This window comes from Rothia sp. (in: high G+C Gram-positive bacteria) (genome assembly GCF_030540545.1).
Taxonomy (GTDB): Bacteria; Actinomycetota; Actinomycetes; order Actinomycetales; family Micrococcaceae; genus Rothia.
Window position 1 is genome coordinate 182,497 of sequence record NZ_JAUNVZ010000002.1, and the last position, 26,006, is coordinate 208,502.

General features: G+C 57.4%; 24 protein-coding genes. 19 read left to right on the forward strand and 5 right to left on the reverse strand.

Features of this window, described 5'->3' with window-relative positions; genetic code table 11:
* Positions 1-49: 49 nt before the first annotated feature.
* The 5 genes from Q4P78_RS02485 to Q4P78_RS02505 all read left to right on the forward strand — a co-directional run bounded on the left by Q4P78_RS02485 (position 50) and on the right by Q4P78_RS02505 (position 4,916).
* Positions 50-1,231, forward strand: a complete 1,182-nt coding sequence (locus tag Q4P78_RS02485; protein WP_303338731.1) for a sensor histidine kinase — start codon at positions 50-52, stop codon at positions 1,229-1,231.
* A gap of 125 nt (positions 1,232-1,356) precedes the next feature.
* Entirely contained in the window at positions 1,357-1,986 is a 630-nt protein-coding gene (locus Q4P78_RS02490; RefSeq protein WP_303338732.1) for a response regulator transcription factor, read from the forward strand.
* 125 nt (positions 1,987-2,111) lie between these two features.
* Positions 2,112-3,197, forward strand: coding sequence for a redox-regulated ATPase YchF (gene ychF / locus Q4P78_RS02495; protein ID WP_303338733.1), 1,086 nt, complete (start codon positions 2,112-2,114; stop codon positions 3,195-3,197).
* 137 nt (positions 3,198-3,334) lie between these two features.
* Positions 3,335-4,396, forward strand: a complete 1,062-nt coding sequence (locus Q4P78_RS02500; RefSeq protein ID WP_303338734.1) for a nitronate monooxygenase family protein — start codon at positions 3,335-3,337, stop codon at positions 4,394-4,396.
* A 70-nt stretch (positions 4,397-4,466) separates the two neighbouring features.
* Positions 4,467-4,916 (forward strand): RpiB/LacA/LacB family sugar-phosphate isomerase, encoded by a 450-nt coding sequence (locus Q4P78_RS02505; RefSeq protein WP_303338735.1) that lies wholly within the window; start codon positions 4,467-4,469, stop codon positions 4,914-4,916.
* Positions 4,917-4,985: 69 nt separating this feature from the next.
* Here the strand turns inward: Q4P78_RS02505 and Q4P78_RS02510 are convergent, their stop codons facing one another.
* Complete coding sequence (locus Q4P78_RS02510) at positions 4,986-5,549, reverse strand: NADPH-dependent FMN reductase (protein ID WP_303338736.1); 564 nt, start codon at positions 5,547-5,549, stop codon at positions 4,986-4,988.
* Positions 5,550-5,700: 151 nt separating this feature from the next.
* On the reverse strand, positions 5,701-6,141 hold the full coding sequence (locus Q4P78_RS02515; protein ID WP_303338737.1) for a DoxX family protein: 441 nt from the start codon (positions 6,139-6,141) through the stop codon (positions 5,701-5,703).
* Between the two features lie 557 nt (positions 6,142-6,698).
* Between Q4P78_RS02515 and Q4P78_RS02520 the strand changes: the two genes are divergently transcribed.
* The 3 genes from Q4P78_RS02520 (at position 6,699) to tpx (ending at position 10,242) form a co-directional block, all read left to right on the forward strand.
* Entirely contained in the window at positions 6,699-8,150 is a 1,452-nt protein-coding gene (locus Q4P78_RS02520) for a hypothetical protein (RefSeq protein ID WP_303338738.1), read from the forward strand.
* A gap of 434 nt (positions 8,151-8,584) precedes the next feature.
* Entirely contained in the window at positions 8,585-9,664 is a 1,080-nt protein-coding gene (locus Q4P78_RS02525; protein ID WP_303338739.1) for a hypothetical protein, read from the forward strand.
* Between the two features lie 77 nt (positions 9,665-9,741).
* A complete protein-coding gene (gene tpx / locus Q4P78_RS02530) occupies positions 9,742-10,242 on the forward strand; it encodes a thiol peroxidase (RefSeq protein WP_303338740.1) in 501 nt (166 codons plus the stop codon).
* Positions 10,243-10,323: 81 nt separating this feature from the next.
* Here the strand turns inward: tpx and Q4P78_RS02535 are convergent, their stop codons facing one another.
* Both Q4P78_RS02535 and Q4P78_RS02540 read right to left on the reverse strand, forming a co-directional pair.
* Entirely contained in the window at positions 10,324-10,662 is a 339-nt protein-coding gene (locus tag Q4P78_RS02535) for a branched-chain amino acid transporter permease (protein WP_303338741.1), read from the reverse strand.
* Positions 10,655-11,464 (reverse strand): AzlC family ABC transporter permease, encoded by an 810-nt coding sequence (locus tag Q4P78_RS02540; protein ID WP_303338742.1) that lies wholly within the window; start codon positions 11,462-11,464, stop codon positions 10,655-10,657. Before Q4P78_RS02540 ends, Q4P78_RS02535 begins: the two co-directional genes overlap by 8 nt.
* A 229-nt stretch (positions 11,465-11,693) precedes the next feature.
* On the opposite strand from Q4P78_RS02540, the gene Q4P78_RS02545 reads away from it, so the two are divergent.
* From Q4P78_RS02545 to Q4P78_RS02570, 6 genes are all read left to right on the forward strand, one after another.
* Positions 11,694-12,170, forward strand: coding sequence for an OsmC family protein (locus tag Q4P78_RS02545; protein ID WP_303338743.1), 477 nt, complete (start codon positions 11,694-11,696; stop codon positions 12,168-12,170).
* A gap of 329 nt (positions 12,171-12,499) precedes the next feature.
* Entirely contained in the window at positions 12,500-13,972 is a 1,473-nt protein-coding gene (locus Q4P78_RS02550) for an amino acid permease (RefSeq protein ID WP_303338744.1), read from the forward strand.
* 203 nt (positions 13,973-14,175) lie between these two features.
* The gene (locus Q4P78_RS02555; protein ID WP_303338745.1) at positions 14,176-15,660 is read left to right on the forward strand and encodes an S-layer homology domain-containing protein; all 1,485 of its coding nucleotides are present in this window, start codon (positions 14,176-14,178) and stop codon (positions 15,658-15,660) included.
* Positions 15,661-15,777: 117 nt separating this feature from the next.
* Positions 15,778-16,260: an NUDIX domain-containing protein gene (locus Q4P78_RS02560; protein WP_303338746.1), complete on the forward strand. Its 483-nt coding sequence runs from the start codon at positions 15,778-15,780 to the stop codon at positions 16,258-16,260.
* A gap of 91 nt (positions 16,261-16,351) precedes the next feature.
* Positions 16,352-16,897 carry a TIGR00730 family Rossman fold protein gene (locus Q4P78_RS02565; protein ID WP_303338747.1) on the forward strand — a complete coding sequence of 182 codons (546 nt, stop codon included), beginning with the start codon at positions 16,352-16,354 and terminating at the stop codon, positions 16,895-16,897.
* Positions 16,897-17,562 carry a pyroglutamyl-peptidase I gene (locus tag Q4P78_RS02570; RefSeq protein ID WP_303338748.1) on the forward strand — a complete coding sequence of 222 codons (666 nt, stop codon included), beginning with the start codon at positions 16,897-16,899 and terminating at the stop codon, positions 17,560-17,562. The genes Q4P78_RS02565 and Q4P78_RS02570 overlap by 1 nt, the downstream gene beginning before the upstream one ends.
* A 79-nt stretch (positions 17,563-17,641) precedes the next feature.
* On the opposite strand, the gene pgi is transcribed toward Q4P78_RS02570, so the two are convergent.
* On the reverse strand, positions 17,642-19,315 hold the full coding sequence (pgi, locus tag Q4P78_RS02575; RefSeq protein ID WP_303338749.1) for a glucose-6-phosphate isomerase: 1,674 nt from the start codon (positions 19,313-19,315) through the stop codon (positions 17,642-17,644).
* Positions 19,316-19,432: 117 nt separating this feature from the next.
* On the opposite strand from pgi, the gene Q4P78_RS02580 reads away from it, so the two are divergent.
* The 5 genes from Q4P78_RS02580 to Q4P78_RS02600 all read left to right on the forward strand — a co-directional run bounded on the left by Q4P78_RS02580 (position 19,433) and on the right by Q4P78_RS02600 (position 25,951).
* Positions 19,433-20,338: an NAD(+) diphosphatase gene (locus tag Q4P78_RS02580; protein ID WP_303338750.1), complete on the forward strand. Its 906-nt coding sequence runs from the start codon at positions 19,433-19,435 to the stop codon at positions 20,336-20,338.
* A 364-nt stretch (positions 20,339-20,702) separates the two neighbouring features.
* The gene (locus Q4P78_RS02585; protein WP_303338751.1) at positions 20,703-21,596 is read left to right on the forward strand and encodes a hypothetical protein; all 894 of its coding nucleotides are present in this window, start codon (positions 20,703-20,705) and stop codon (positions 21,594-21,596) included.
* Position 21,597: 1 nt separating this feature from the next.
* Complete coding sequence (locus tag Q4P78_RS02590) at positions 21,598-22,107, forward strand: hypothetical protein (protein ID WP_303338752.1); 510 nt, start codon at positions 21,598-21,600, stop codon at positions 22,105-22,107.
* Between the two features lie 312 nt (positions 22,108-22,419).
* A complete protein-coding gene (gene typA / locus Q4P78_RS02595; RefSeq protein ID WP_303338753.1) occupies positions 22,420-24,333 on the forward strand; it encodes a translational GTPase TypA in 1,914 nt (637 codons plus the stop codon).
* Positions 24,334-24,559: 226 nt separating this feature from the next.
* Positions 24,560-25,951, forward strand: coding sequence for a hypothetical protein (locus Q4P78_RS02600; RefSeq protein WP_303338754.1), 1,392 nt, complete (start codon positions 24,560-24,562; stop codon positions 25,949-25,951).
* Positions 25,952-26,006: the final 55 nt, after the last annotated feature.

Sequence of the window (26,006 nt, forward strand, 5' to 3'; positions counted from 1 at the left end):
CACGCAGCGATAGAATACAAGAAGATAAAGAAGCCACCGAGGTAACGCCATGAAAACCGCACACACCGCACCCGCCACGAGCGCGGGCACCGCAGACCGCACCTACCATTGGCATGGGCTCACAGCCAGTGCGCCCTGGCTCGTCTTCCTGTTCTTCCCCTACCTCAACGCCCTAACCGAACAGAACGCCCTCATCCTCAGCTGCTGCTATATGCTCTTTAGTCTCCTATACTGCACCAGCTATGTGGCACCCTGGCTGGTGAACAACCGGTGGAATATACCGGTACCGCTAGCCTGGACTGCGCTACTGAGCCTACCGGTGGCGGGCATGCTCACCCAAGAAGCACCCTACTATTGGCCCGTGCAATGTTACAGCCTGCTGCTGTACTACCTGATGCTCTGGCTCACCTACCGCGATATGGACGCCGCACTACGCTACCGGGTGGGTATCGGCATGGTGCTGACCCTCTCCGCGCTTTTCGCGGTGAGCGCTTTCCTTCTGGACTACGACGGGTACCTGTGGGCTCTGCTGCCTGCGCTCTCCTTCCCCGCAGCAGGCATGATCATCATTACCTACCGTGGAGAGCGCGAAAAGCAAGATGCACACGCTCAAACCGAGATGGACATGATGCGTGAACGCGAACGTATCGCCCGCGATGTGCACGATATTCTCGGCCACTCCCTGACCGTTATCAGCATGAAAACCGATTTGGCGCAGCGGCTGCTTGAAAACGGGAGTCCAGAATCCATTGAGCGCGCGCTGAAAGAAATCCAAGAGGTGAAGAAACTATCCCGCGCAGCCCTGGCTGAAACACGCGTGACCGTCACGCAGTTGCGCGCTCCCACAATCGAGCAGCAGGTTGCCGCCAGCGCAGATGCCCTGCGGGTAGCCGGTGTTGACGTCGATATTGAGGTAGAAGAAGCACCCACCATTAACGCGGCGCTCTTTAGCTGGGTGTTGCGTGAAGCCACCACGAACACGATGCGTCATGCGCAGGCGCAAGCCACACGCTACCGTATTACCGAAACCACTCTGGATTTGATGGATAACGGGGTGGGGTTGGGTACCGTGCGCGGTAACGGGCTCAAAGGCATGGCTGAACGCGTGCACAATGCGGGCGGCACTCTCATCTTTGAGGCAGCCGACCCGCTCTGGTTGGCTGAGCACCCGGGCGGAGAAGGCACACGCATTCTGGTGAGTATGGACGGGAGTGACCCGAAAAAGCGCTAGAGTAGATAGAACAAGCATAGGTAGAACGAGAGTAGAGATAACCTACCGGTAGGATAAGGGCAGTATCCTTTCGGGGGTACAGTGCAGAGGACGATGCACCGGCCGCGGGTAGAAAGGACACCCCCATGATTCGTGTCATCATTGCCGATGACCAGCAGCTTCTGTGCGAAGCTCTGAGCGCCCTTTTGAGCCTGGAAGAAGATATTGAGGTGATAGCCCAAGCCTCCACCAGTGATGAAGCCCTAGCTGCTGTGATTGAGCACGACCCCGATGTGGTGCTGCTCGATATTGAAATGCCCGGCAGCACGGGTGACGGTATTGCCTGCGCCCACGCGATTAATGAGCACTACCGCGGCAGTAATAAAACCGTGCGTATTCTGATGCTGACCGCTTACGCCCGTCCCGGATATCTGCAGCGTGCCCTGCAGGCCGGTGCGAGCGGGTTCGTGACCAAAGATATTGATTCCAAACAGCTGGCGGAAACTATCCGCAAAATTCATCACGGTTTGCGGGTGGTCGATTCCGATTTGGCGGCTGCCTCTCTGAGCAGCGGTGCCTCACCGCTAACTGAGCGTGAAGCGCAGGTGCTTGCCGCCAGTGCCGGCGGTGCGAACGCACGGGAGATTGGGCAGCAGCTCTACCTATCGGCGGGCACGGTGCGTAACCATATTTCCTCCGCGATGGCTAAATTGAACGCCCATAATAGGGTGGAGGCGGTTCGAATTGCTCGCGATAACGGGTGGATTACGCTCTAGAGCTGTTCTCTAGCGCACCGTAACATGCCGCGAGAGCGCGAACGCGGTAAAATAATAGTAACTGTGCCCGCACATGGCGCTCACGCCGGCGGCACCCACATAATCCGCGACCAAAGGACAAACACGTGGCTCTGACCATCGGCATTGTTGGCCTGCCCAACGTCGGCAAATCCACCCTCTTCAACGCACTGACCCGCAACACCGTGCTGGCAGCAAACTACCCCTTCGCAACCATCGAACCGAACCTGGGTATTGTGAACCTGCCCGACCCGCGCCTGAACCGCCTGGCTGAGATCTTCGGCTCCGAGCGCATCCTGCCCGCAACCGTCTCCTTCGTGGATATCGCGGGTATTGTGAAGGGCGCATCCGAGGGTGAAGGCCTGGGCAATAAGTTCCTGGCAAATATTCGCGAGGCTCACGCGATTGCGCAGGTCGTGCGTGCCTTTGACGACCCCGATGTGATCCACGTGGACGGCAAGGTTGACCCCGCCTCCGATATGGAGACCATTAACACCGAGCTGATCCTGGCTGATTTGCAGACCCTGGAAAACGCAATCCCGCGCCTGGAAAAGGCAGTGAAGATTAAGAAGAGCGACGCAGCTCAGCTGGAGACCTACAAGCAGGCACAGGCAATCCTGGAAGAAGGCGAGACCATTATCTCCCGCGCGGCAGACGCCAAGCTGGACATGGCTCACCTGAAGGAACTGAACCTGCTGACCGCAAAGCCCTTCATTTACGTGTTCAACTCCGATGAGGGCGTGCTGGCATCCGAGGAGAAGCAGCAGGAGCTGCGCGAGTTGGTGGCACCGGCTGAGGCAGTATTCCTGGATGCGAAGCTTGAAGCCGATATGGTCGAGCTGAGCGAAGAAGAAGCACGCGAAATGCTGGAAATGAGCGGCCAGGACGAGTCCGGTCTGGACAAGCTGGCACGCGTGGGCTTCTCCACCCTGGGTCTGCAGACCTACCTGACCGCAGGCCCCAAGGAATCCCGCGCATGGACCATCACCAAGGGCGATACTGCGCCTCAGGCTGCAGGTGTGATTCACTCCGACTTTGAGCGCGGCTTCATTAAGGCTGAGGTTGTCTCCTTCGCTGACCTGGATGAGGCTGGTTCCATGCTTGAGGCGAAGAACCGCGGCAAGGTGCGTATGGAAGGTAAGGACTACGTCATGGAAGATGGCGACGTGGTCGAATTCCGTTTCAACGTCTAATACGACTCTGTCAAGCGGAACGGGCGGGTGCAGTCATAGCGACTGCACCCGCCCTTTTGCTATGCATATAGGGAGAGAAATCGGGGAAAAGCATGCGGGTTCGTCACGGAGAGGGCGAATATTGGTAGGGTAGAAGTATGAGATTTCTACCCACTAAACTACCCCTGGTCGCCGCGCCCATGGCGGGAGGCGCCACCACCGTAGAACTGGCGCTCGCCGCCTCCCGCGCCGGTGCCTTTCCCTTCCTTGCCGCAGGCTACAAAAACGTAGACACCATGGCGGCAGAAATAGAAACCCTACGCGAACAGGTTGAACACTTCGGTGTGAACCTTTTTGCACTCGGTTCTTCCGCCCTACCTCCGCGCTCGCTGAGCGAAAACGAACGCCTTGAGGAACACAAACAACAGCAACGACTCTACGAAGAGTACAGACACGAACTTGCACCCGAAGCGCATGCCTTGGGAATCACCCTAGACGCACCCTATCGTGCAGAAGATACCGATAGCTGGGCCGAGAAACTGGAGTACCTGCTGGCACACCCCGTACCCTATGTATCCTTCACCTTTGGGCTACCCGCTGTAGAGGATATTCGGGCCCTGCACGAGCGCGGAAGCCGCGTCATAGCAACTATTACCACCGTGGAAGAAGCACTCTTAGCACACAACGCCGGAGTGGATGCGCTCATTGCTCAAGGTCCCCGCGCAGGCGGCCACAGCGCCACCTATAATTCCCTGCGCGAGATTGAAGACAAAGACACCCTCCAGTTGCTCAGCGAGATACTCGCCGCTGTAGACATCCCGGTCATTGCAGCCGGAGGCATTGACTCCCCGCAAACAGTCCGCGAGCACATAGATGCCGGTGCCGAAGCCGTAGCCATCGGCACCCTGCTGCTGACCAGTGATGAAGCGGGCACCTCGGGCGCCTACCGCCAGATTTTTAGCCGCGATTGGGACTCCACCGTGATGACTCGCGCCTTCACCGGACGCTACGCGCGAGCACTCAAAAACAGCTTTGTGAGTACATACTCCGGGCATGACGGATACCCCGCCCTGCACTATCTGACCAAGCCCCTACGCGCCGCGGCAACACGTGCGCAGGACTGGGAACGCATGCACCTGTGGGCTGGAACCGGCTGGAAAAATGCGCCGTATACCTCTGCCGAAGAGACTATAGCCTGGCTAGCAAACGACCTCGGATAGGAGGCAAAAGGGCAGAAAGCAGCGGCGCGTACCCTTGAACCGGGTGCGTGCCGCTTGATAGGGTAGAGACATGAAAATTGTTATTGGAGCACCCAACAATGGCGTGGTACTCAAAGACGCCATTAAAACCTACCTGCAGGCAGATTCCCGCGTGAGCGAAGTAATCGACCTGAGCGAAGACACCAAAACCTACCCGGCTGTCTCCCTGGAAGCTGCCCGCATGATTGCCGACGGCAGCGCAGAACGCGGCATCCTGATATGCGGCACCGGCATTGGCACCGCGATTGTCGCCTCCAAGGTGCGCGGGGTTCGTGCAGCCACCGCCCACGATCTTTTTAGTGTGCGCGGTGCCGTGGAGAATTACAATGCGCAGATTCTGTGCATGGGGCAGGCTGTGATTGCACCCCCGGCTGCTATTGCACTGATTGATCAGTGGTTGGATGCGCGCCACGACCCGGCGAGCGCTTACGGTCAAAAGGTTCTGGAGATTGACGCCTACGAGGCTGAACACCTCTCCTAGATAGCCCCGGTAAAAGGTAAAGCCCCGGACTCTAATAGTCCGGGGCTTTGAAGTATATGTCAGTGGGTATTATGCACCGTGATGGCGCGGAACGAAGTCCACAAAAGACTGGATAAAGGAATCCAAACGCTTAGCCACCGAGGGGGAGCTCAGCTGCCCATCCTCATCAAAAGCACGGAAAATCTGCGAGAGGGGAGTCTGTAACGGCAGTACGGGCGCACCAAAAGCGGTGCACATATTGCGCAGGTGATCGCCCACGCGCTGACCGCCCGCCATCGCCGCGCCCAGGGTAATAATGCCGGTGGGCTTACCCTCCCAGAGGTTCGTCCCAGCGGGGCGAGTGCACACGTCAATCGCATTCTTGAGCACCGCGGGGATACCCGCATTGTGCTCGGGGGTGACGTAAATAATCGCGTCACTCTTAGCTACGTTGTCACGCAGGCGAGTGTAGGCCTCGGGCTGCGGGTCCAGCTGATCCAGATCACGGTTATATAGCGGCAGATCCGAGATATCGAGAACCTGCAGTTCATAGGGTGCAGGGATATTGGCGATCAGGTAATCGGCAATCTTGCGGGAGTATGCACTGGTGCTATAGCTGCCGAGTAGAATGGACACGCGAATAGACTCTGACATGGGAATCCTTGTAATAGGGGAGATAACTTAGGTCTATCTTAGTCGCGCCTCGAATCGCGGTCAATACACTAGCTACCCGCCAAAGGGTATAGAAAAACGGGCTGAATGGATTCAATCCCATTCAGCCCGTTGTGCTCTAGAGAGCTAAAGACTAAGCAGCCAGGCGCTTGCGCACGAAGAAGCGGTCAATGGAGTGCTTGCCCGCACCGGTGAAGATGAATAGAGCGGCACCGGCAGCCAGAACCAGCACGTACTCGTAACCACCGTTAGAAGCGGAGAAGCCCTGAGGCAGGTGAACCATGATCATAGCGCCAGTCATTGCGCCAGCCTGCAGCGCTGCAACAATGCGGGTAGCCAGACCCAGAATCAGCAGGATACCGCCGAAGAGCTCAACGCTTGCCACCACAGCAGCCGACATTGCCGGAGCCGGAACACCCATCTGCTCAAAAGATGCAGCGGTGCCTGCCAGAGTCCATTCAAAGAACTTCTGGGAGCCGTGGTTAATGAAAACAATACCCAGCACCACGCGGAAAAGCAGCAGGCCGAAAGAAGTGAAGGTCGAAGAGTTAGCGGTCTTAATCAATTTATCCATGGGTCACAACCCTACGCGAGAAAACTTTACACTGCAAGTTTTTTGTGAATAAAGGGATGTGAATCACGTTTTTGCAGTTGTGCTATTAGGCGCTGCCAAGCTAGCTTTCGGTGCGGTATCTCGGGCTTGTTAAGGCGATGGATAAGGTGGAAATGTATATTACGTAATATTCCGGCATATTGGTGCATAATCTTGCAAAAATTGCTAGGGTTTAAATAACACAACATAGTGATACGTCTTGCATCAACATAGACAAGGGAAACGCAATCTACAGCGTGGAACACCCACCGGACGGGTGCGTAGAGCACGTTTCAAAGGGACCCGGGTACAAGCACATCACACCCGAAAATTAGATACCCCGCACGGCGCAACACGCCCGCATCCCCCAGTCGACGCCCGCATCCGCACGGATATACCTCGCAGAGATACACCCTCAAGATACAGGCGCAAATCACCGACACCTAAAGGACCAGGCGCACGCCCCCACACGCCCACCTTGCGCATGGAAAGAACCACACGCCCGCGGGGAACCCACTCGATAGCGAAGGTGTTAAGAGATGGTCCACGTCCCCTACGATTACATTAACGTGCTGGAACCCGTAGCCACCCAGCGCGAAAACGCAGTCGACGAGCTGCTGCACCGCCTGGAAAGATATACAAGCGACGAATTCACCGCCGCCCAAGCCCAGGAATACCTCAAGCTGATCATCGACATCTACGAAGCCGGCGCCGAACCCCTCGCCGAATGGTACAGCGCCGCCCACTTTGTACACGGCAGAAGCCTAAGCCAGCTGGGACGAGAACTGGGATCCAGCTACGAAACTACCCGAAACTACATCGCCCGCTCCCACCCGAATGTGAATATCACCCGCATTCGCGCAGCCCGCCACGCCATCGCTGCAGAAGAAAACCAGCTGCTCGAACGTGCCGTGCTCAACTGGTCCTACCACAACCCCGGGCGCCCCGGCGAAGAAGCCGAGCGTATCTTCGGCATCGATAAACAGCGCATGCTGCACCTACTGGATAACCGCGCCAAAATGCACTACAGCTTAGCACGCCACAACCCGCAAAATATGCAGCGCTGGAGCGATAAAGAAATCATGAGCATGCTCTGCTCCTGGTGGTCTCAAGAAGAAATACACTCCGGCTCCTCCTTTAGCCGCTGGAGCGCAGAACGAGGCGGCCCCACCGCCCAAACCGTCGCCCTGCGCTTCGGTAAATGGTCGGCAGCTCTGGAAAAAGCCGGTCTGACCAATGGCTCCAGCAGCTACCGCTACTACCCGCGCTACCGCGAAGAAGATCTGTGGGCAGCACTCATTGAGTACTTGCGCAGCACCCAGCTGAGCTATAGCTACAAGGGATTCGCCCGCTATTGCAGCCAGCACGCCGGAATGCCCTCCGCTGCCTCGCTGCGCCGCCGGGTCGGCATGAGCTGGAGTGCCCTACTGGAAGACGCCAAGAGCATTATCGCCGGAACCTACACCGGGCGTGAACCCGAATGGGTAGCAGACGTGATGCGACCGCGCGTGTGGGAGCTCATCAACCCCACCAAAGCAAAGCCCTCCCAACGCGACCACGAAACCACCGCCTACGCGGCACTGAGCCACTACCTGGAAGATACCGGGGCACGTAAAATCGTTGCCGCCGCCTACGACCGCTGGTCCAGGATGCACGGAGAGCCGCGCGCCACCACCCTAACCCACACCACGGGTAAGAAATGGAGCGAACTGGTCGCCGCCGCAGGAGCCACCACCGGCACCCGCGGAGGCGAAGGCATTAGCCACGAAAAGATCCTAGAAGATTTGGTAGCCTACGCCGCCATCGCCCAGCGCTGGAAGTCTGAAGAATATCGCCGTTGGGCACGCGAAGAAGGACGAACCTCCCTAACCACCGTGCTGGAGCGCTGCGGCGGTTGGCAAAAGGCTCTGCTGATGCTCGCTCAGCATAAGGGACTGATCGACCCGCGCCCGGTGTACGATAAGACTCCCGAGCAATCCAAGACTGCATAGGGTATCGGGCCGAGGGGAGTGCCGAGTGTCGTATTCTGGCTGTGCAGTTTGAGCTGCACTGTTTGAACTATGTTCTTTGAACGATGAACACAATATGGAATTTTCTCTCAAATATTTAGAAACCCGCCCCGTGTAGGGTACGCTAATGTATACAGGAATACGCATCCGGCGTGCTCCAATGCGGCGACTACGCCGCCAACCGAAAGGAATCACCCTATGAAGAAGCTTCTGGTTATCGCAGCTATCGTTGCCGCTGTTGTTGTAGTGCGCAAGAAGCTGGCATAAGACCCTTTTAGCCTGAACCCCGGAGCGTATCCCCACGACGAGGAAACGCCCGGGGTTTTGTGCACCCTCCTAGCCCGCGCCCAGCGCAGTGCATTCCAATCAACGTCCCCAAGTAGAAGAAGCACGCACCCGGGCTATACACTACAGATATGAGCACAGAAAAACACACAGACACCGGCCGGCAACCCACCTGGCTAGACCGTATCCGTGCTCTACGCATGCCCAGCAGCGCCCTCGTCAAAGAAAGTGCCGCCAACGCCCGCGATATTGTGCGTGCAGAAGCCAAAGAAGCCGTCAAAGACACCGCACGCAACGCACGCTCCACCGCCGCCGCGCTGGCGCATCCGGCGCAAACCAGGGATAGACTCTACACCGAATACCTCGCCGGGCAGCTACTGATCGACAGAGACGATACCAGCTATAACCCCACCGTGCGAGGCGAACTCAAACGTCTGCTCTCCCGACCCCTGCCGGTAGAAACCCAAACCCTGATCTGTAACGCCATTTTGGCGTTTTTATGGTGGGCGATTCTGCCCGCCGATTGGCGCACCTGGTTCTTCGGCAACCTCTACGGCCCGGCAGGATTCGCCATGGTCGTGGTTGGATATATGGTCGCCGATGTTACCTCCACCAATATCTTTGGTCACGACCCCTCTCAGGCGCTCAAAGCACTCAAGAGCCCCAACCGCAACGCCATTCGCCGCTTTATCTACGTCAAAGCTGCCGCCATCGGAATCCTCACTGGACTAACCGGCTGCGCCGTGGCACTCGTGCTGAACCTGCTCGGGCACGGCGATCTGAGGCATAGCGCCATGACCTTCACCGCGTTCTTTGTCATCCCGGCGATTACCCTATCCCTGGGCTCCATTATCGGCATTCTCTTTCCCTACCAGCTGCGAGGCGCCGCCTGGCGTTGGGAACGCCGCCATAAAGTCCGTATGAATGTGCGCTGGGCTGTGCTCTGCTTTGGCCCCGGGCTGGTGCTGGTCTCCGTGCTGCTGGCACTCATGTACCCCGCCCTTGCCATTAGCGACTGGATACTGCCACCTGTCGCTGCTGCTGAGGGCAACAAACCCAGCCACAGCCCCTACCGCCCTCTGGTCTTTGCCCTGACCATGTGGGTCTACGGTGCACTGAGCCTGAAGATCTTTACACGCATTACCGCACGCATAGCCGAGGCACGCCGCGCCTACCTGATTCAATACCTCACGGATGAGGAAACCGGGTAGATTCACCCAACGCGTATATGACGCGCCGAATCGCCAATATCTTGCAAAGAAAGATAGCGTGCGCGCACAATAGAAGCATGGCTGAAATTACTTTCCACAACGAAACCACCGTCCACACCAACGGCGAACTGCCCGCAGTGGGCGCATCCGCACCCGCATTTGAGGTACTGGGCTCTGATTTGGCACCCATTAGCCTCTCCGATTTCGCGGGTAAGAACCTGATTCTGAACATCTTCCCCTCCATCGACACCGGCGTATGCGCAACCAGCGTGCGCACCTTCAACAAGGAGGCAGCCGCCCTGGAGAACACCGTCGTGCTGTGCGTTTCCAACGACCTGCCCTTCGCCCTGAGCCGCTTCTGCGGTGCCGAGGGCATTGAGAATGTCGTGACCTCCTCCGCATTCCGCTCCTCCTTCGGTGCAGACTACGGCGTGCTCATGGAAGACGGCCCGCTGGCAGCACTGCTGGCGCGCGCCGTGGTGGTTATTAACCCCGCCGGTGAGGTAGTACATGCAGAGCTGGTCTCCGAGCTGACCAACGAGCCGAACTACGAAGCAGCAAAGGCAGCAATCGCCTAAGCATTCCTTATAACCTGCAAAAGTGGGGCTCCCAATCTACAGGGAGCCCCACTTTTTCTATAAGATAACGAGAAAAACCGGCTAAAATACCAGGTTAGCCAGCAGCACACACACCGCGGTACCGGCAACCATACTATAAATAATATTCTTACGCCACAGGTGCACCGCAACCGTCGCCACAGCACCGGCGGCCTGCGGAACCCACGCGCCGGGCGCATCAAAATGCATATGGCTGAGCGCGTAAATAGCCAACAAACCCACCGCGCCCAAGGGCAGCCACTGGCTGAGCGCTTCCATTAGGGTGGATCCGGCCAGCGCCTTCTTCACCCCAAAAGGTACCAGGCGCAGCGTGAAGGTAATGGCTGCCGCAATCAGCACAGCCGCAATAATATAGCCGGTGTCCAAAGAACCATTAATCATTAATCTGCGCCTCCTGATCAATCACATGGGTGGCGGGCAGAGTGCCGCGAGAACGCGCTACCACATAGCGTGCCAACAGCAGCACCGTGTACAGGCACATCGACACCAGCAGCATCGACCCCGGTACCAGCAGCAGAGCCAGAGCCGCCGAACCCAACGCGAACGCTGCCAAGAGTTTATCGGGGTTCGCGCGGAAGGTATCCACCGCCATCACCAAAAACAATGCAGTCATCACAAAATCCAGGCCCTTGAGCGAACTCAAGAAACTGGACCCCACTAGGTAGCCGGTCACCGCTGAAAGAATCCAGCCGCCGTACAAAATAGCGTGAATCCACAAGATACGCCACATGCCCAGACGGTGGCGGTCCGGGCCGCTATTGAGCACATACGCCTCATCGCAGAGTGTGTAAATAGCGAAGAATTTCGACAGCGGTCCACGCACACGCTCTAGCGGGTAGGAGATACCGTAGAGCAGATGGCGGGCATTGACCAGCAGCGTGGTCAGGGCAATGGACCCTAAAGGTGCGCCGACCGTGAGCATGGAGGCAATCAAAAACTCCACCGAGCCGGCAAAAACAATACCGGTGAGCATAGGCACCACCCACAGTGGCAGGTGGTAAGAATTGACCAGTACACCGAAACCCACACCGAGCACCGCCATGCCGCCAAAGACCGGGCCGGCAACTTTAAAGGCTTCTTTGAGCCCGTTGAAGGGAGTGTCGGTAGGTTTGGTGACGGGCGCGCTGGGTTGTTCCTGGGCTTGGATGGGCTGAATGGATAAAGATGAAGTATCGGGGTTCATAAGCTTTCGCTAGGTTTTATGCTCTGCGTGTGTACCGTTTTATTGTACGTGCTGGCCGCCCGCGCACCTAGGGGCTCTGCCCGGCTGCTCATCCACCGGCCGCACGGCCACACGGGGGGGAGCTGAGAACAAAGCCATCGGGAATAAAGCCGTTGGGAATAATGCACGGTACAGCCGGTTATAGTAGGCAGAGAAAGAAAAAGCTTTAAGAGAGCGAAATGGAGAGAGTATGAGCCAGAAACTACATATTGAGCACGGCCCCGCAAACAACCCCGAGCGCGTGGCGAATGAAGACTACCGCGCCGTAAGTGTTGAACGTATTGGTCCCACCCACTACCGTGCGACCAATAAGGACGGCGCGACCCTGGACTTCGGCCTGGGCGAAGGGCTGCTCAACCCCGTAGAACTGCTGCTGGCAGCGATTGCAGGCTGCTCCGCTGTGGATGTGGATATGGTCACCACCCGCAAGATTGAACCCGAAGTATTCAAGGTACTCTCCTCCGGTATTAAGCAGCACGAGGACGGCGCCGTGCGCCTGGATGATATTGAGGTGGACTTTGACGTCGCCTTTGACTCCAGCGAAGAAGGCGCCAAGGCTGCCTCGAAGGTGGATCGTATGATTGCCCGCAGCGCGGAGAAGGATTGCACCGTATCCCGCACCGTGGAGCACGCAACCCACGTGACTTTCCGTAATATCAACGGCTAAAACCGCGACATCCTACCTCAAAGCCCGCCCGGGTATAGATCCGGGCGGGCTTTTTGCGTTGATATGAAGCGCTGCAGCTAGGTGGGGGAGTAAAAGATATCTAAAATCCGGGGTGATACTACCCAAAAAACAAGCCCTGGGGGTGGTACTTAAAGGCGTGAAACCGTAGTATAGAACGGTACAAGATAAGCTGAGCTTAGGGTGCATAAGAGAAACTTATGTTGGCCGGTCACCCCAAGAAAATATAAAGAAGGTTACCGGGCCGCGCACAGCGCCCCAGCTAGAACCTCAGCCAACGATTGCCAACGGGCATCCACGAAAGAAACACAATGTCACAGACCGAAACCTCTACCGCAGGGGAACAGCAGGAACTCAAGCGCGGCCTGACCGCCCGCCATATGCAGATGATTGCAATCGGCGGCGCGATCGGCACCGGCCTGTTCGTTGCCTCCGGTAAGACCATCTCCACCGCAGGCCCCGGCGGCGCGATTCTCGCCTACGGCCTGATTGGTATTATGGTGCTCTTCCTCATGCAATCCCTGGGTGAAATGGCAGCGCACCTGCCGGTGCCCGGCTCCTTCCAAACCTACGCCACCCGTTACGTCTCCGATTCCTTCGGCTTCGCCATGGGCTGGAACTACTGGTTCAACTGGGCAATTACTGTGGCTGCCGAACTGGTGGCTGTGGGCGAAGTGATGAAATATTGGCTGCCGGATGTACACCCCGCCGTGTGGGCGGGTGGCTTCCTGGTGCTGCTGACCGCTATTAACGCCCTCTCCGCTAAAGCCTACGGCGAAAGCGAATTCTGGCTGGCGTTTATTAAGGTCGCCACCGTGATTATTTTCCTGGTCGCCGGCGTTGCCATGATCTTCGGTATTATTGGTGGCGCAAGCCCCGGCGTGAGCCACTGGACCGAAGGCGAGGCACCCTTCGTGGGCGGCCCCATGGCTGTGTTCGCGATCTTTATGGTCGCCGGCTTCTCCTTCCAGGGCACCGAAATGATCGGTGTGGCAGCTGGTGAATCCGCTAACCCTCGCCGTGATGTGCCCCGTGCACTCACCAGCGTATTCTGGCGTATTATGCTCTTCTACATTGGTGCAATCCTGGTGATCGGTACCCTCATTAGCTACGCAGACCCGAACCTGCTCACTGCAGCAGACGGCGATATTAGCATCTCCCCGTTCACCCTTATCTTCGAGCGTGCCGGTATTGCCTTCGCCGCAGCCGCTATGAACGCCGTGATTCTGACCGCCGTGCTCTCTGCGGGTAACTCCGGCCTGTACGTTTCGGCCCGTATGCTCTTCTCCCTGGCGCAGGAGAAGAAGGCGCCGGCTATTTTCGCTCGTGTCTCCAAGAACGGCGTGCCTCTGCCCGCTCTGCTGGCAACCGCCGCGATCGGTGCGTTTGGTTTTATCGCCTCGCTGATTTCCCCCAATGGTGCGTACCTGTGGCTGGTGAACGTGTCCGGTCTTGCCGGTTTCATTACCTGGGTGGGTATTGCCGTGGCTCATTGGCGTTTCCGCCGCGCATTTGTGGCTCAGGGCCACTCCCTGAGCGAACTGCCCTATGTGGCGCCGTTCTTCCCCATCGGCCCGATGATTGCATTCCTGATGTGCGTGCTGGTCATTGCCGGTCAGGGCTATGATGCGGTGGTCGGCGGCGACTGGGTCGGTATTGCCAGCGCCTACATTGGCCTGCCGGTGTTTATTGCCGTGTGGCTGGGTCATCGTGCGGTGAAGAAGGACCGTATTATTCCTCTGGAGCAGGTTGATGTCTCCGGTCTGGATGTAACGGCCAAGTAGCATAGTGCTTCATACGGTGGGGCGGTTCTTTGATGAGGAACCGCCCCACCTTTTATATGCCCGAACTCTTCGCAGGCGTGTCATATTTATAGAAAATGCGAAATGTTAAGGCTGGCCTAAGGGTAAACATGGTAGGGTGAAAAGGACCGGACAATAACGACCGGTCACCCATATATCACCTACTTCAACGGAAGGCATCAGAGATGATTAAGACCCGCCCCGCTCTTGCCCTGGGAGCAAGCCTGCTGCTGAGTTTCAGCAGCGTACCGGCAAGTTTTGCCGCACCCACCGCGCCCGCACACGTGAGCGTGAACAGTGGCTGCGAACCGGGTACCCCCGACACTCGCCACTCCAATGTGAAACTCACGGTCGAAGCACCCGAAAAGCTCGACCCCACCCAGCCCATGACCTTCACCCTGCGCGGCGAAGGCTACGATGAGAGCGAACCCGCCGCCCGCAACGGCGTATACATTATGATCACCACCACCGATGTGTGGAAGATCGGCCAGTGCAGCGATATGAAGGGCGATGGCGATGCGCTCATCGCTGATTGGATCCCCGCCCACCTGATTAAAGATGGCAAATTTGAACGCACCATTACCGTACCCGGTGATACCTTCAAGTCCGGAAAATCCTACTCCATTGGTGCCGCCGCAGCCCACGGTCTGGTGCTGACCGAACGCTACTTTGACCGCGGCATCACCATCACCATGCCCGAGAAGAAAGCCGTGCGTGAGGTGCCCGTACCCACTAATGTGCGCGCCCAGGTGGACTCCCGCCGTAATGTGACCGTCAACTGGGACTACCCCGAAAATATTGAGGGCATGGAATGGCGTGTGGGTATTGAATGCCTGGAGCAATGCGCCGCGAAATTCAACACGGAACGCTCCGCCGATAAGTGGAAGAGCAGCGACCGCGAGCATATTTTTGATGACGCAGACGCCGGCGTGTACATTGCAAAAGTGCAGACCATGCTCCCGGCCGCTGACGGCAACGGCTACGAAGAAGGCTCTGTAGTCACCAGCGAACCCTTCGGCGTGGGGGATGTGAAGGTGCCCGTGTACGGTGAGCACCCCGGCACCGCCCCGGTGGAGCATCAGCTGCCCAAGGGCGAATGGGAACTCAAGCGCACCTTTAGCGATGTGGACGAGAACAACCGCTTCTACATCAATATTGAGTGGCTGGCCGCCACCGGAATTACCACCGGGTACGCTGACGGCACGTTCCGCCCGCTCGATCATGTGGAGCGCGCCGCTATGGCCGCCTACTTTTACCGCCTGGCGGGTTCGCCCGAGGTGAGCCTGCCGGCTACTTCGCCCTTTAGGGATGTGGCGCCCGATTTCCCGTTCTACAAGGAGATCGTGTGGATGCATCAGCAGGGCATTACCACCGGCTGGAAGGACGGTACCTTCCGCCCGCACGATGCGGTCAATCGTGACGCAATGGCGGCGTTCTTCTACCGTTATGCGCAGAAGTTCTCGCATGTGAGCGGGGATGTGCTCCCCATTGATCAGGAATTTGCGGATGTTTCACCGACCACGCAGTTCCACACCGAAATTATGTGGATGCGTAAGCAGGGTATTTCTACCGGCTGGGAGGATAACACCTACCGCCCGTGGCAGCCGGTGGAACGCCAGGCGATGGCTGCATTTATTAGCCGCTACGAGCTGAACCTGGGCGATCGCTAACCTTTGCGTGCATCACGGCACCAATCAGAGCCCGTCCGGTAGAGTGATACCGGGCGGGCTCTGTTCAGTGTTCAATACCGGGCGGGGGTCTTCCCGTAGAGCGAGTACACTGGAGAGATGAGCTCTACACCCAACACCACAGACTACACTCCCGACTACACCCACCAAGCCATTGACACGACCCGCCGTGAAATACGGGTCTCAGCCGTAGCGATTCGTGACTCCGCCGGACTGGTGCTGACCGTACGTAAGAACGGCACCGACGGGTTCATGATGCCCGGCGGCAAACCCGACCCTGGCGAAGACGCCCTGGACGCAGCCGTACGCGAAGTCACCGAAGAGCTCGGCTTCGCCCCCGACCCTGCCCGCCTGCACTTTTTGGGCACCTTCAGCGCCCCTGCTCTGAACGAAAATGGGTTCACGGTGATTGCCGATAGCTTTGAATACCGACCCACGCAGGCAGAAGAAGCACACCTGAAGCAGAACGCACCGCGCGCAGAGATCGCTGAAATGCGTTGGGTTGACCCCGCCACCGACACGCGCGAGCAGGCACCCCTGAACATTGACTGTATTTTCCCGGCCCTTCTGGCACAGCGCTAAGCGTGGTGAGCACCTCATTGCGCGCCCAATAGTGTAGGCTACTATACATACCCTTAGCCGGTACCAGCACAGAATATTTGGAGGAAACATCATGAGCGAACGCTTCAACCTGGCCGTCTACTGCGGCGCCAATATGGGCAACGACCCGCTCTTTGCCACCCGAGCCCGCGAACTGGGCACCCTGTGCGCACAACGCGGAATCGGTGTGGTCTACGGCGGCGGCCAGAACGGTCTGATGGGCACCGTCGCCGGAGCAGCCCTGAACGCCGGCGGTAAAGTTTACGGCGTGGTCACCCACCAGCTGGTCGGTATGGAAGGCGTCTACCCCGGCCAAACCACCATCGACATTGTCGACACCATGCACGAACGCAAAGCGCTCATGATCGACAAAGCCGACGCGTTCGTTGCCATGCCCGGAGGTCCCGGCACACTGGAAGAATTCTTCGAGGTGTTCAGCTGGCAATTCCTGGAAATTCACTCCAAGCCGGTGGCGCTGCTCAATGTGAACGGCTACTGGGACAAACTGATCGAAGCCATGGAATACATGTCTACCACCGGGCTGCTGAAACCCTCCTACCTGGAGCGCCTGATCGTGGCGCAAACCCCCGAAGAGCTGCTGGAAAAACTGGGCCGATAATGCGCCTGCTGCTCACCTGCTTCGGTCCCTTCCCGGGCGTGCCGGTCAACCCCACCCAGCGTATTGCTGCGGCTCTGGTTGCCGTGCTGGGGGAAGAAGCGAACATAACGCTGCGTGAACTACCCGTCAGCTACGCAGGTTCCAGCGCCGCCCTTGAGTCTGAGCTTGCCGCAGAAACCTACGATGCCGTGCTCAGCCTGGGCGTGGCGGTCGGGCGCTCACGCATCGGCATTGAACGCGTCGCCATTAACCTAGACGACGCGCGGATCGAGGATAACGACGGCGTACGCCTGCACGATGCACCCATAGCGCCCGGTGGCCCCGCCGCCTATTTTTCGACCCTGCCGGTGCGTGCGCTCTATGAGTCGGCGCGCGCTGCCGGGTACCCGGTGGAGATTTCCGATACCGCCGGAACCTATGTGTGTAACCACGTGATGTACACGGTGCAGCACCTGCTGGCGGAATCGGGTGCGCAGATACCGGCCGGGTTTATTCATATCCCGGCGGTTGATTTTGCTAGCTCTGATGAGGGCAACAAGGTCGAATCTATGACTGCCCACCGAGATGCCGGAGGAGTAGAAGGACACACCATTCCCACACTGCCCGAGCGAACCGTGGTCAACGCTCTCGCGCATATGATTCGAGAGCTCGCGTCGAGCGTCTAAAACCCGCAATCTAAAACGGCACAGAAAAGCCCGCCCGGTCAATACACCGGGCGGGCTTTTATGCTGCTTAGCTCAGTAACTACTTCTGACGGTTCGCCAGGTAGTAGCTAATCAGAGACGCGGTAGAAGAATCCTGCTTCGCCAGAACCTCCTGGTCACCCTCAATAGCGGGCACCAGATCCAGGGCGAGCTTCTTACCCAGCTCAACACCCCACTGGTCGAAGGAATCAATACCCCACACAATACCCTGAACAAAGGTAATGTGCTCGTACAGGGCGATCAGCTGACCCAGAACCGAAGGGGTCAAACGGCTTGCCATGATCGAGGTGGAGGGACGGTTGCCGCTGAAAATACGCGCGGTCACAATCTCCTCAGCGGTGCCCTCAGCACGCACCTCCTCCTCGGTCTTGCCGAATGCCAGAGCCTGAGACTGCGCAAAGAAGTTCGCCAAGAACAGCTCGTGCACATCCTGCTCGCCGTCGCGAGTCGCATGAACCGGGTTAGCAAAAGCAATGAAATCAGCCGGAATCAGCTGGGTACCCTGGTGAATCAGCTGGTAGAAAGCATGCTGGCCGTTAGTGCCGGGCTCGCCCCAGAAAACCTCACCGGTGGAGTAATTCACGAAGGAACCATCAGCGCGCACAGACTTGCCGTTGGACTCCATGGTCAGCTGCTGCAGGTACGCCGGGAAGCGGTGCAGGTACTGGTCATAGGGCAGGACCGCGTGAGAAGCCGCACCCAGGAAATTCACATTCCAAATGTTCAGCAGACCCATCAGAGCCGGAACGTTCTGCGCCAGGGGAGCGGCGCGGAAATGCTCATCCATGGCGTGGAAGCCAGCCAGGAACTCCTCGAAAACCTTCGGGCCGAGCACAATAGCCAGCACGGTACCGATAGCGGAATCCACCGAGTAGCGGCCGCCAACCCAATCCCAGAAACCGAAAGCGTTCTCGGGGTCAATGCCGAAAGCAGCAACCTTATCCAGAGCGGTAGAAACAGCCACGAAATGCTGGGCCACAGCCTGCTCATCGGAGGCATTATCCAGGGCGCCAGCGGCACGCAGGGAGTCCAGCAGCCAGGTGCGGCATACGCGCGCATTGGTCAGGGTTTCCAGGGTGCCGAAAGTCTTGGACGCCACGATGAACAGGGTGGTTTCCGGATCCAGATCGGCAACCTTCTCAGCAGCGTCGGTTGGATCAATATTGGAGATGAAGCGTGCGCTGATACCGGCGTCTGCGTAGGGCTTGAGTGCCTCATACACCATGACCGGGCCCAGGTCGGAGCCGCCAATACCAATGTTGACCACGGTCTTAATGCGCTTGCCGGTCACGCCGGTCCACTCGCCCGAGCGCACACGCTCAGCGAAAGCGTAAATCTTCTCCAGCACAGCGTGTACATCGGAGTCAACGTCCTGGCCGTCAACGCTCAGCGCGGGGGAGTAGCCCTTGGGGCGGCGCAGAGCGGTGTGCAGTACGGCGCGGTCCTCGGTGACGTTAATGTGCTCGCCGGAGAACATGGCGTCGCGGCGGGACTCGAGGTTTACTTCCTCAGCCAGTTCAAGCAGCAGTTCGAGAGTTTCAGAGGTGATGAGATTCTTGGATAGATCCACGTGCAGGTCGGCTGCGTTAAAGCTGAACTTCTCGGCACGCTGAGGATCAGCGGCGAACCATGCGCGCAGGTCGCGCTTCTGGTTCTTGGACAGTTCATTCAGAGCCGACCACGCGCTGGTGGTCGTGGGGTCAATGGTAGTCATGCTTCTATTCTCTCTTTTTTCTTCTCGCTCTGCCACTATCAGGAGGCGGAATTTATGTGCTGGATGGTGGGGCGGGCGTGTAATGGGAACAGAGGTGCAGGGCGGTAGACTGGTTCTATGAGTACCGCACGTTATATTTGCATCTCCCGATCCGGCGAAACACTGCTACATGCCTCCGAGGCTGACAGTAAAAACGGAACCCTCTACTATCTGAGCCCTGCAGAACGCGCCGCTTTGAGCGTTGAGCTGCTGGATGAATATACCCCACGCGAGAAAATTGAGCCCGCCGGCGGATACGAGCAGGACATCACCATCCTCTACTGCGAAGATGACGCGCTGAACCGAGTTGCCGAAGAACTGCGCGAGCAGGGTGCAACGCTTGAACCCAGTAGCTCCGGATTCCGCTTCTACCCGGGAACCACTGACCCGGTCGGCCGCGCACACTATGCGAAGGCGCTCGCGGCCCGCGACTACCGTATTGAGATGGGCTATAGCGCCTACAGCGGCGATGCTGTGCCCCTGAACTCTAAGGGTATTCGTGTTTCGGAGGCGGGGGAGATGGTCTTCCCGCGTATTGAGCCCGCGGTGATGGCACTGGTGACGAACCTGGATAATACGCGCGTGCTGCTTGCCAATAACCGTCAGTGGCATAGTAATCGCTACGCCCTGATTGCCGGTTTTGTGGATCCGGGTGAGAACCTGGAACACGCCGCGATTCGCGAGGTGTATGAGGAGCTTGGCCAGCAGGCTGAGCGGGTGGAGTACCGTATGAGTGATGTGTGGCCGTTCCCGCGCTCGCTGATGGTGTGTTTTCAGGTGTTTGCTGATGAAACCCAGGAGTTGACGTACCCGGATGGTGAGATTGCGAATGCTCGCTGGTTTGATGCTGCGCAGTTGCGCGCTGCCCTGGCGGAGGAACCGGTGGATGCCGGTGCGTCTGGGGAGGTGTCGAAGCTTGAGCTGCCGGGTACGAATGCAGTGGCTCGCCGCATGCTCGAGTGGTGGCTACAGACTCAGAACTAGCGCCCGGTAGATGGCGTGGTTAATACCCCTGTGGGCTCCTTCTGATGGGAGCTCGCAGGGGTATTTTTGTGCCTTGTAACGCTGCCGAAAAGAGTCATGACAGATTGCCGGCGTAAGATCCTATCTCGGTGCTATACTCAAGCTACGTGCACCAATAATGATGCATTCACACTACTCTCACTACTCACGAAATGGATGGAACCCATGACTGATATTCAGCCTTCAGGGGGGGGGCGAAGAGCAGGAAATCATAACGATTCCTAGTGATGCGGAACTGCAGATTGCGCCCGCTTCTTCTCTGAGCTTCGATTACTCTTTTAACCCCTATAATCTGATGGGTGTAGACGATAATGCCGAGAAGATTATGCTTGGCGAGCTGAAGAAAAATATGCTGACTTACCTGGGTATCGGTGCTAGCGTAGCGGGGGTCCTGTCCAAGGAAGTTGTGGGTAAACATCTCGTTGCAGATTTCACCCCTGAGCAAGCACAAAAAATGGCTCAAGGAACCTGGAAGCTCATGCAGCGAGACAGCGGTGAACTTATGGGTACGTTGGTGAATGCCCAAGGTGGTGGCATAGCTGCTAAGGTAAATCTTAAAGAGATGGTTCTGACCGCGCCCAAATCAAACCCCTATGTTATGGCTGCTTTGGTGACCGTGCAACTTGCTCTTAAAGAAATCAACCAGAAAATTGAAGAAGTTTCTAAAGCCCTGGCACGTATTGAAATTGGCCAATACAATGACCGCTTTGCTGGCTTTTTGAGTGCGCGCCAGCAGATGGCGGAGGCTATGCGTGTATCAGACCCGCAGATCCGTCAAGAACTGCTCATTAATGCTATTAAGACTGCCAATGATTCCACTGCTCAGCTCCAGTTTGCTATTTATACTGATGCCAACTACTTAATGGTGGAAAAGCCTCGCGGTAAAGAACGCGATAACCGCAGGGACCTTTTGGAAAAGTCGATTGGTTATCTGAACGCTAGCGCTCAGCTGATCGCTTCTGCTTATATCGCTATGGGTGAAGCGCCCGCTGTCGTTGCGGTACTGAAGAATCACCAGGAATTTTTCAAGCAAGTGTTTATCGATCGTGAGATCCAAGGTTGGAGCTTGGCGCGATACCTAGATAATGCCGAATCTTCGAATTCACGTGTCTGGTCTTCGCTGGCTTTTAATATTATCGAATCGATTGACGGCGCTTTGCAGAACCCAGCTCTTGAATCGCAGATGACTAAGACTAATGTAGCGAGTGTGGAGGCGTAATATGTGGGATGACGAAAAAGAAGAGGCAGAAGCACTCGAAGCGTTGGAAGCCGCTGAAAAGAATCGTGAGGTTGCAAAAGTTCGTGTTAAGCGATTCCGGAAGTACGTAGATAAGACTTCTATTGTTGAATTGACCTTGAATGATCTGAAGGAATTAGCAGAGCGTAATCTAGAGGAAGCTAAAGAGAATGATTCTGCAGACATCGTAAATGAGCTAAACTCTGCGCTGGCCGAAATTGAGATGCTACGTGATAGTATTGCTGAATTTCGTAAGAAGTATTCAACCTTCCGAGATGATGCTCAAGCTGTGTATGAGGAAAAGCAGCAGGAGTACGAAGAAGCAGAAAAAGTCTTTAAATCTAAGAAGCTTCAAAAGTGCATGATGCCAGGATGCGAAAAACGAATCCCTCCTAACGGTGAATCGTTCTGTATTGAGCATGAGCCAGACATGGGTGCTCTGAATGGTGTAGTGAACGGTGTAGCCGGTCTTTTTAAGGGCTTTAAGCGCTAAATCTTAGAGTGAAGCGGTAGCGGGTGTTGGCCTGCTGCCGCTTTGCTGTCCGCCGTCGTCCGTTGTCTCCTGGGTGGGCACCGGAGCAGAATACCTATGCCACCGTCCCCGGGCTATTCCTCGTCATGGTCCCAGGTGGTACACTGGTAGTTAGCCCTTGAAGCCGGGTGCGTTTGACGTGCCCGAGAAGAGTTCTCACACCGGGCGCCCGGATACCACGCCGCTATAGGCTGCGCGCATCCTTGACTATCGTGGCGCCGGGGTGACCGCAGGGCACTCCCATCCCCTAGAACTAAGCGAGAAAAATACCGCATGTCTGAAAACACTGTATCGCGCCCCGATCTGCGTAACGTGGCAATCGTGGCACACGTTGACCACGGCAAGACCACCATCGTTGACGCGATGCTCAAGCAGACCAACGCCTTCTCGGCACACGCAGACGTGGAAGACCGCGTCATGGACTCCGGCGACCTGGAAAAGGAAAAGGGCATTACCATCCTGGCGAAGAACACCACCGTGTTCTACGACGGTCCGCACGCCAACGGTGAAACCATCACCATTAACGTTATTGACACCCCCGGCCACGCTGACTTTGGTGGCGAGGTTGAGCGCGGCCTGTCCATGGTTGACGGCGTTGTGCTGCTCGTGGACGCCTCCGAAGGTCCCCTGCCTCAGACCCGCTTCGTGCTGGGTAAGGCACTGGCTGCTAAGCTGCCCGTGATCCTGGTGGTGAACAAGGTGGACCGCCCCGACGCTCGTATCGACGAGGTCGTTGGCGAGTCCATGGATCTGCTGCTGGGCTTGGCATCCGATTTGGCTGACGAAGTACCCGATCTGGACATGGACGCAGTGCTGGACGTGCCCGTGGTATACGCATCCGGCAAGGCAGGCGCAGCCTCCCTGAACCAGCCTGCTGACGGCGCACTGCCCGACAATGACGACCTGGAGCCCCTGTTCCAGACCATTATCGAGCGCGTGCCCGCCCCCACCTACAACCCCGACGAAGTGTTGCAGGCACACGTGACCAACCTGGACTCCTCCCCGTTCCTGGGTCGTCTGGCACTGGTGCGTATCTTCAACGGCACCCTGAAGAAGGGCCAGACCGTCGCATGGGCACGCCAGGACGGCGACATTAAGAGCGTTCGTATCTCCGAGCTGCTGGCAACCAAGGGCCTGGAGCGCGTACCCGCTGAAGAGGCAGGCCCCGGCGAGATTGTTGCAGTGGCAGGTATTGAGGACATCACCATTGGTGAAACCCTGACCGACCTGGAGAACCCCAAGCCGCTGCCGCTGATTAAGGTGGACGACCCCGCGATCTCCATGACCATCGGTATTAACACCTCCCCGCTGGCAGGCCGTGTGAAGGGTGCGAAGGTTACCGCACGCCAGGTGAAGGATCGTCTGGACCGCGAGCTGATTGGTAACGTGTCCATTAAGGTTCTGCCCACCCAGCGTCCGGACGCATGGGAAGTTCAGGGTCGTGGCGAGCTGGCACTGGCAATCCTCGTGGAGCAGATGCGCCGCGAAGGCTTCGAGCTGACCGTGGGCAAGCCCCAGGTGGTTACTCAGACCATCGACGGTAAGGTCTACGAGCCCATGGAGCACATGATCATTGACGTACCCGAAGAGCACCTGGGCGCTGTCACTCAGCTGATGGCTGCACGTAAGGGTCGTATGGAGAACATGGCAAACCACGGCACCGGCTGGGTTCGTATGGAATTCGCTGTGCCCGCACGTGGTCTGATTGGTTTCCGCACTCAGTTCCTGACTGAGACCCGCGGCGCCGGTATCTCTTCCTCCTACTCGATTGATCCCGAGCCCTGGGCAGGCGATATTGAGTACCGCACCAACGGCTCGATGATTGCTGACCGTGCCGGCGTGGTGACCCCCTACGCAATGATTAACCTGCAGGAGCGCGGTACCTTCTTCGTGGAGCCTACCAGCGAGGTGTACGAGGGTATGGTTGTTGGTATGAACTCCCGTGCGGACGACATGGAAGTGAATATCACCAAGGAGAAGAAGCTGACCAATATGCGTTCTTCCACCGCGGATAACTTCGAGAACCTGACCCCGCCGAAGAAGCTGACCCTGGAGGAATGCCTGGAGTTCGCTCGCGAGGACGAGTGCGTTGAGGTGACCCCGGAGGCTATTCGTATTCGTAAGGTGATCCTGGATTCGAATGAGCGTGTGCGTGAATTCCGCCGTCGCGCTCGTGCAAACGACTAATATAACTAAAGCGTGATGAAACCCCGGGCGGGTGCTGTGAAAACGGCACCCGCCCGGGGTTTTGCTATGCCTGTATACCCTGAAGCATGCAGAATATGGGAGGGATGGGGCGTGTTCTATGGTGTGGATATTCTTGCGAGGGTAAGATTTTATATAGAAGCAGCCGGGTGCTACGCTGAGCCGCGGCTTTTCTACCATGCTCACTCACATACACTCAAGGGATACTATGACCCGCACCGAACCCCGGGATACCGGGGATAATCTGGACGCGCTTGCGCGTTGTGACAATAATTCTGCTCCTGAGCCCGCTGCCCGCGCCTATGCTCAGGTGCTGGGCGTGTGGCTTGCTACCCGCCTGCTCGGTTTTGCCATGTTTGTCTTCATATGGACTCGCCAGGATATGGGCCGCTATCAGCGTACTCTGGAGGGTTTAGGCAGGGACTCGAGCATGTATGACTCGAGCCTGTGGAGCTACTTGAACTGGTGGGATAGCTATTGGTACTACCGCCTTGCTCAGGAGGGCTACCCGAGCGTGCTGCCGGATAATGTTCTCTACGCTAATTCGGTGGGGGAGAGCACCTGGGCTTTTATGCCGGTCTTCCCGAGTATCGTCTCGTGGCTTTCTTCTGTTACGGGGATGAGTTATTTCCCCGTGGCGGTGATCTGCTCTCTGATCTTTAGCGCGCTCATGGCCTGCGCTATGTATAAAGTTTTCCGTCTGTCCCTCAATGCGAGCGCCCAGCGCGGCTATTTGAATCTTGGCGAGCGTAGCACTCACAGGATTGCCCTGATTACGGTGCTGCTCTATGGTCTCTACGCTGCATCCCCGATTTTCAACACCGGCTACTCCGAGGCTCTGACCGTCCTGCTGATTGTGCTGGTTGCCTGGTGTCTCATGGCCGAGCGCTATATGCTGCTGCTTCCTGTGGCTTTGCTGGCATCCCTGACTCGCCCGGTGGGCGTGCCTATTGGTGCCTGGGTGGGTATCTGGTGGGTGGTCTGCACCATCAATGATATGCACACCGATGAACGCGGAATGAGTATTTCTTCTTTCGGAGCATCGCTCAAGCAGCGCTGGGGACAGCTAGCCTCTGCTCTTCTGGTCTGCTCCTTTGCTTTTATCCACCCGCTGCACGCGGCGCTGAAAACCGGACGTACCGACGCCTATCTCGCAACAGAGCTGGCGTGGAGCGGACGCAATGTAGCTGATGGCCACCACTATATAGTGCAATGGGGTCAAGGACTACATAAGAGTATTGCCCGTCCCCTCCCGGAGACGCTCTACCTGGCTGCCGCCCTGCTCGTCTTTGCACTCTTCTTCTGGTGGCTGAGTCGCCGTGCTGTGCGCGCGAAACTGCACCCGGTGTTGCTGATCTGGTGCTGGTGCTACGCCGCGTACCTGCTGATTTTCTGGTACCCGCAGAGTTCCACGATTCGTATTCTGCTGCCTCTCTTCCCACTGGCGCTGCTCTTTGCTCTAGCTGTTAGGAAGTCGCATCTGCTGCTCTGGGGAACCATTGCTTTGGGCGTTGTCTCTCAGGCGGTGTGGCTTTACTGCCTGTGGTATGCCGCTCCTGCGTTCTTGCGTCTTTTCCCGGGCGCCTCGATAGCTCCCTAAAGTTGGCAACATATATACCCCGTGCGGGTGCTGTGTGAACGGCACCCGCACGGGG

Coding starts and splice junctions, on each gene's coding strand:
- Q4P78_RS02600 (WP_303338754.1), top strand. CDS start 24,560: ATGACCCGCACCGAACCCCGGGATACCGGGGATAATCTGGACGCGCTT.
- Q4P78_RS02570 (WP_303338748.1), top strand. CDS start 16,897: ATGCGCCTGCTGCTCACCTGCTTCGGTCCCTTCCCGGGCGTGCCGGTC.
- Q4P78_RS02485 (WP_303338731.1), top strand. CDS start 50: ATGAAAACCGCACACACCGCACCCGCCACGAGCGCGGGCACCGCAGAC.
- pgi (WP_303338749.1), bottom strand. CDS start 19,315: ATGACTACCATTGACCCCACGACCACCAGCGCGTGGTCGGCTCTGAAT.
- Q4P78_RS02565 (WP_303338747.1), top strand. CDS start 16,352: ATGAGCGAACGCTTCAACCTGGCCGTCTACTGCGGCGCCAATATGGGC.
- Q4P78_RS02515 (WP_303338737.1), bottom strand. CDS start 6,141: ATGGATAAATTGATTAAGACCGCTAACTCTTCGACCTTCACTTCTTTC.
- Q4P78_RS02555 (WP_303338745.1), top strand. CDS start 14,176: ATGATTAAGACCCGCCCCGCTCTTGCCCTGGGAGCAAGCCTGCTGCTG.
- Q4P78_RS02580 (WP_303338750.1), top strand. CDS start 19,433: ATGAGTACCGCACGTTATATTTGCATCTCCCGATCCGGCGAAACACTG.
- Q4P78_RS02535 (WP_303338741.1), bottom strand. CDS start 10,662: ATGATTAATGGTTCTTTGGACACCGGCTATATTATTGCGGCTGTGCTG.
- Q4P78_RS02550 (WP_303338744.1), top strand. CDS start 12,500: ATGTCACAGACCGAAACCTCTACCGCAGGGGAACAGCAGGAACTCAAG.
- typA (WP_303338753.1), top strand. CDS start 22,420: ATGTCTGAAAACACTGTATCGCGCCCCGATCTGCGTAACGTGGCAATC.
- tpx (WP_303338740.1), top strand. CDS start 9,742: ATGGCTGAAATTACTTTCCACAACGAAACCACCGTCCACACCAACGGC.
- Q4P78_RS02545 (WP_303338743.1), top strand. CDS start 11,694: ATGAGCCAGAAACTACATATTGAGCACGGCCCCGCAAACAACCCCGAG.
- Q4P78_RS02505 (WP_303338735.1), top strand. CDS start 4,467: ATGAAAATTGTTATTGGAGCACCCAACAATGGCGTGGTACTCAAAGAC.
- Q4P78_RS02510 (WP_303338736.1), bottom strand. CDS start 5,549: ATGTCAGAGTCTATTCGCGTGTCCATTCTACTCGGCAGCTATAGCACC.
- Q4P78_RS02585 (WP_303338751.1), top strand. CDS start 20,703: ATGCTTGGCGAGCTGAAGAAAAATATGCTGACTTACCTGGGTATCGGT.
- Q4P78_RS02560 (WP_303338746.1), top strand. CDS start 15,778: ATGAGCTCTACACCCAACACCACAGACTACACTCCCGACTACACCCAC.
- Q4P78_RS02490 (WP_303338732.1), top strand. CDS start 1,357: ATGATTCGTGTCATCATTGCCGATGACCAGCAGCTTCTGTGCGAAGCT.
- Q4P78_RS02500 (WP_303338734.1), top strand. CDS start 3,335: ATGAGATTTCTACCCACTAAACTACCCCTGGTCGCCGCGCCCATGGCG.
- Q4P78_RS02540 (WP_303338742.1), bottom strand. CDS start 11,464: ATGAACCCCGATACTTCATCTTTATCCATTCAGCCCATCCAAGCCCAG.
- Q4P78_RS02590 (WP_303338752.1), top strand. CDS start 21,598: ATGTGGGATGACGAAAAAGAAGAGGCAGAAGCACTCGAAGCGTTGGAA.
- Q4P78_RS02525 (WP_303338739.1), top strand. CDS start 8,585: ATGAGCACAGAAAAACACACAGACACCGGCCGGCAACCCACCTGGCTA.
- Q4P78_RS02520 (WP_303338738.1), top strand. CDS start 6,699: ATGGTCCACGTCCCCTACGATTACATTAACGTGCTGGAACCCGTAGCC.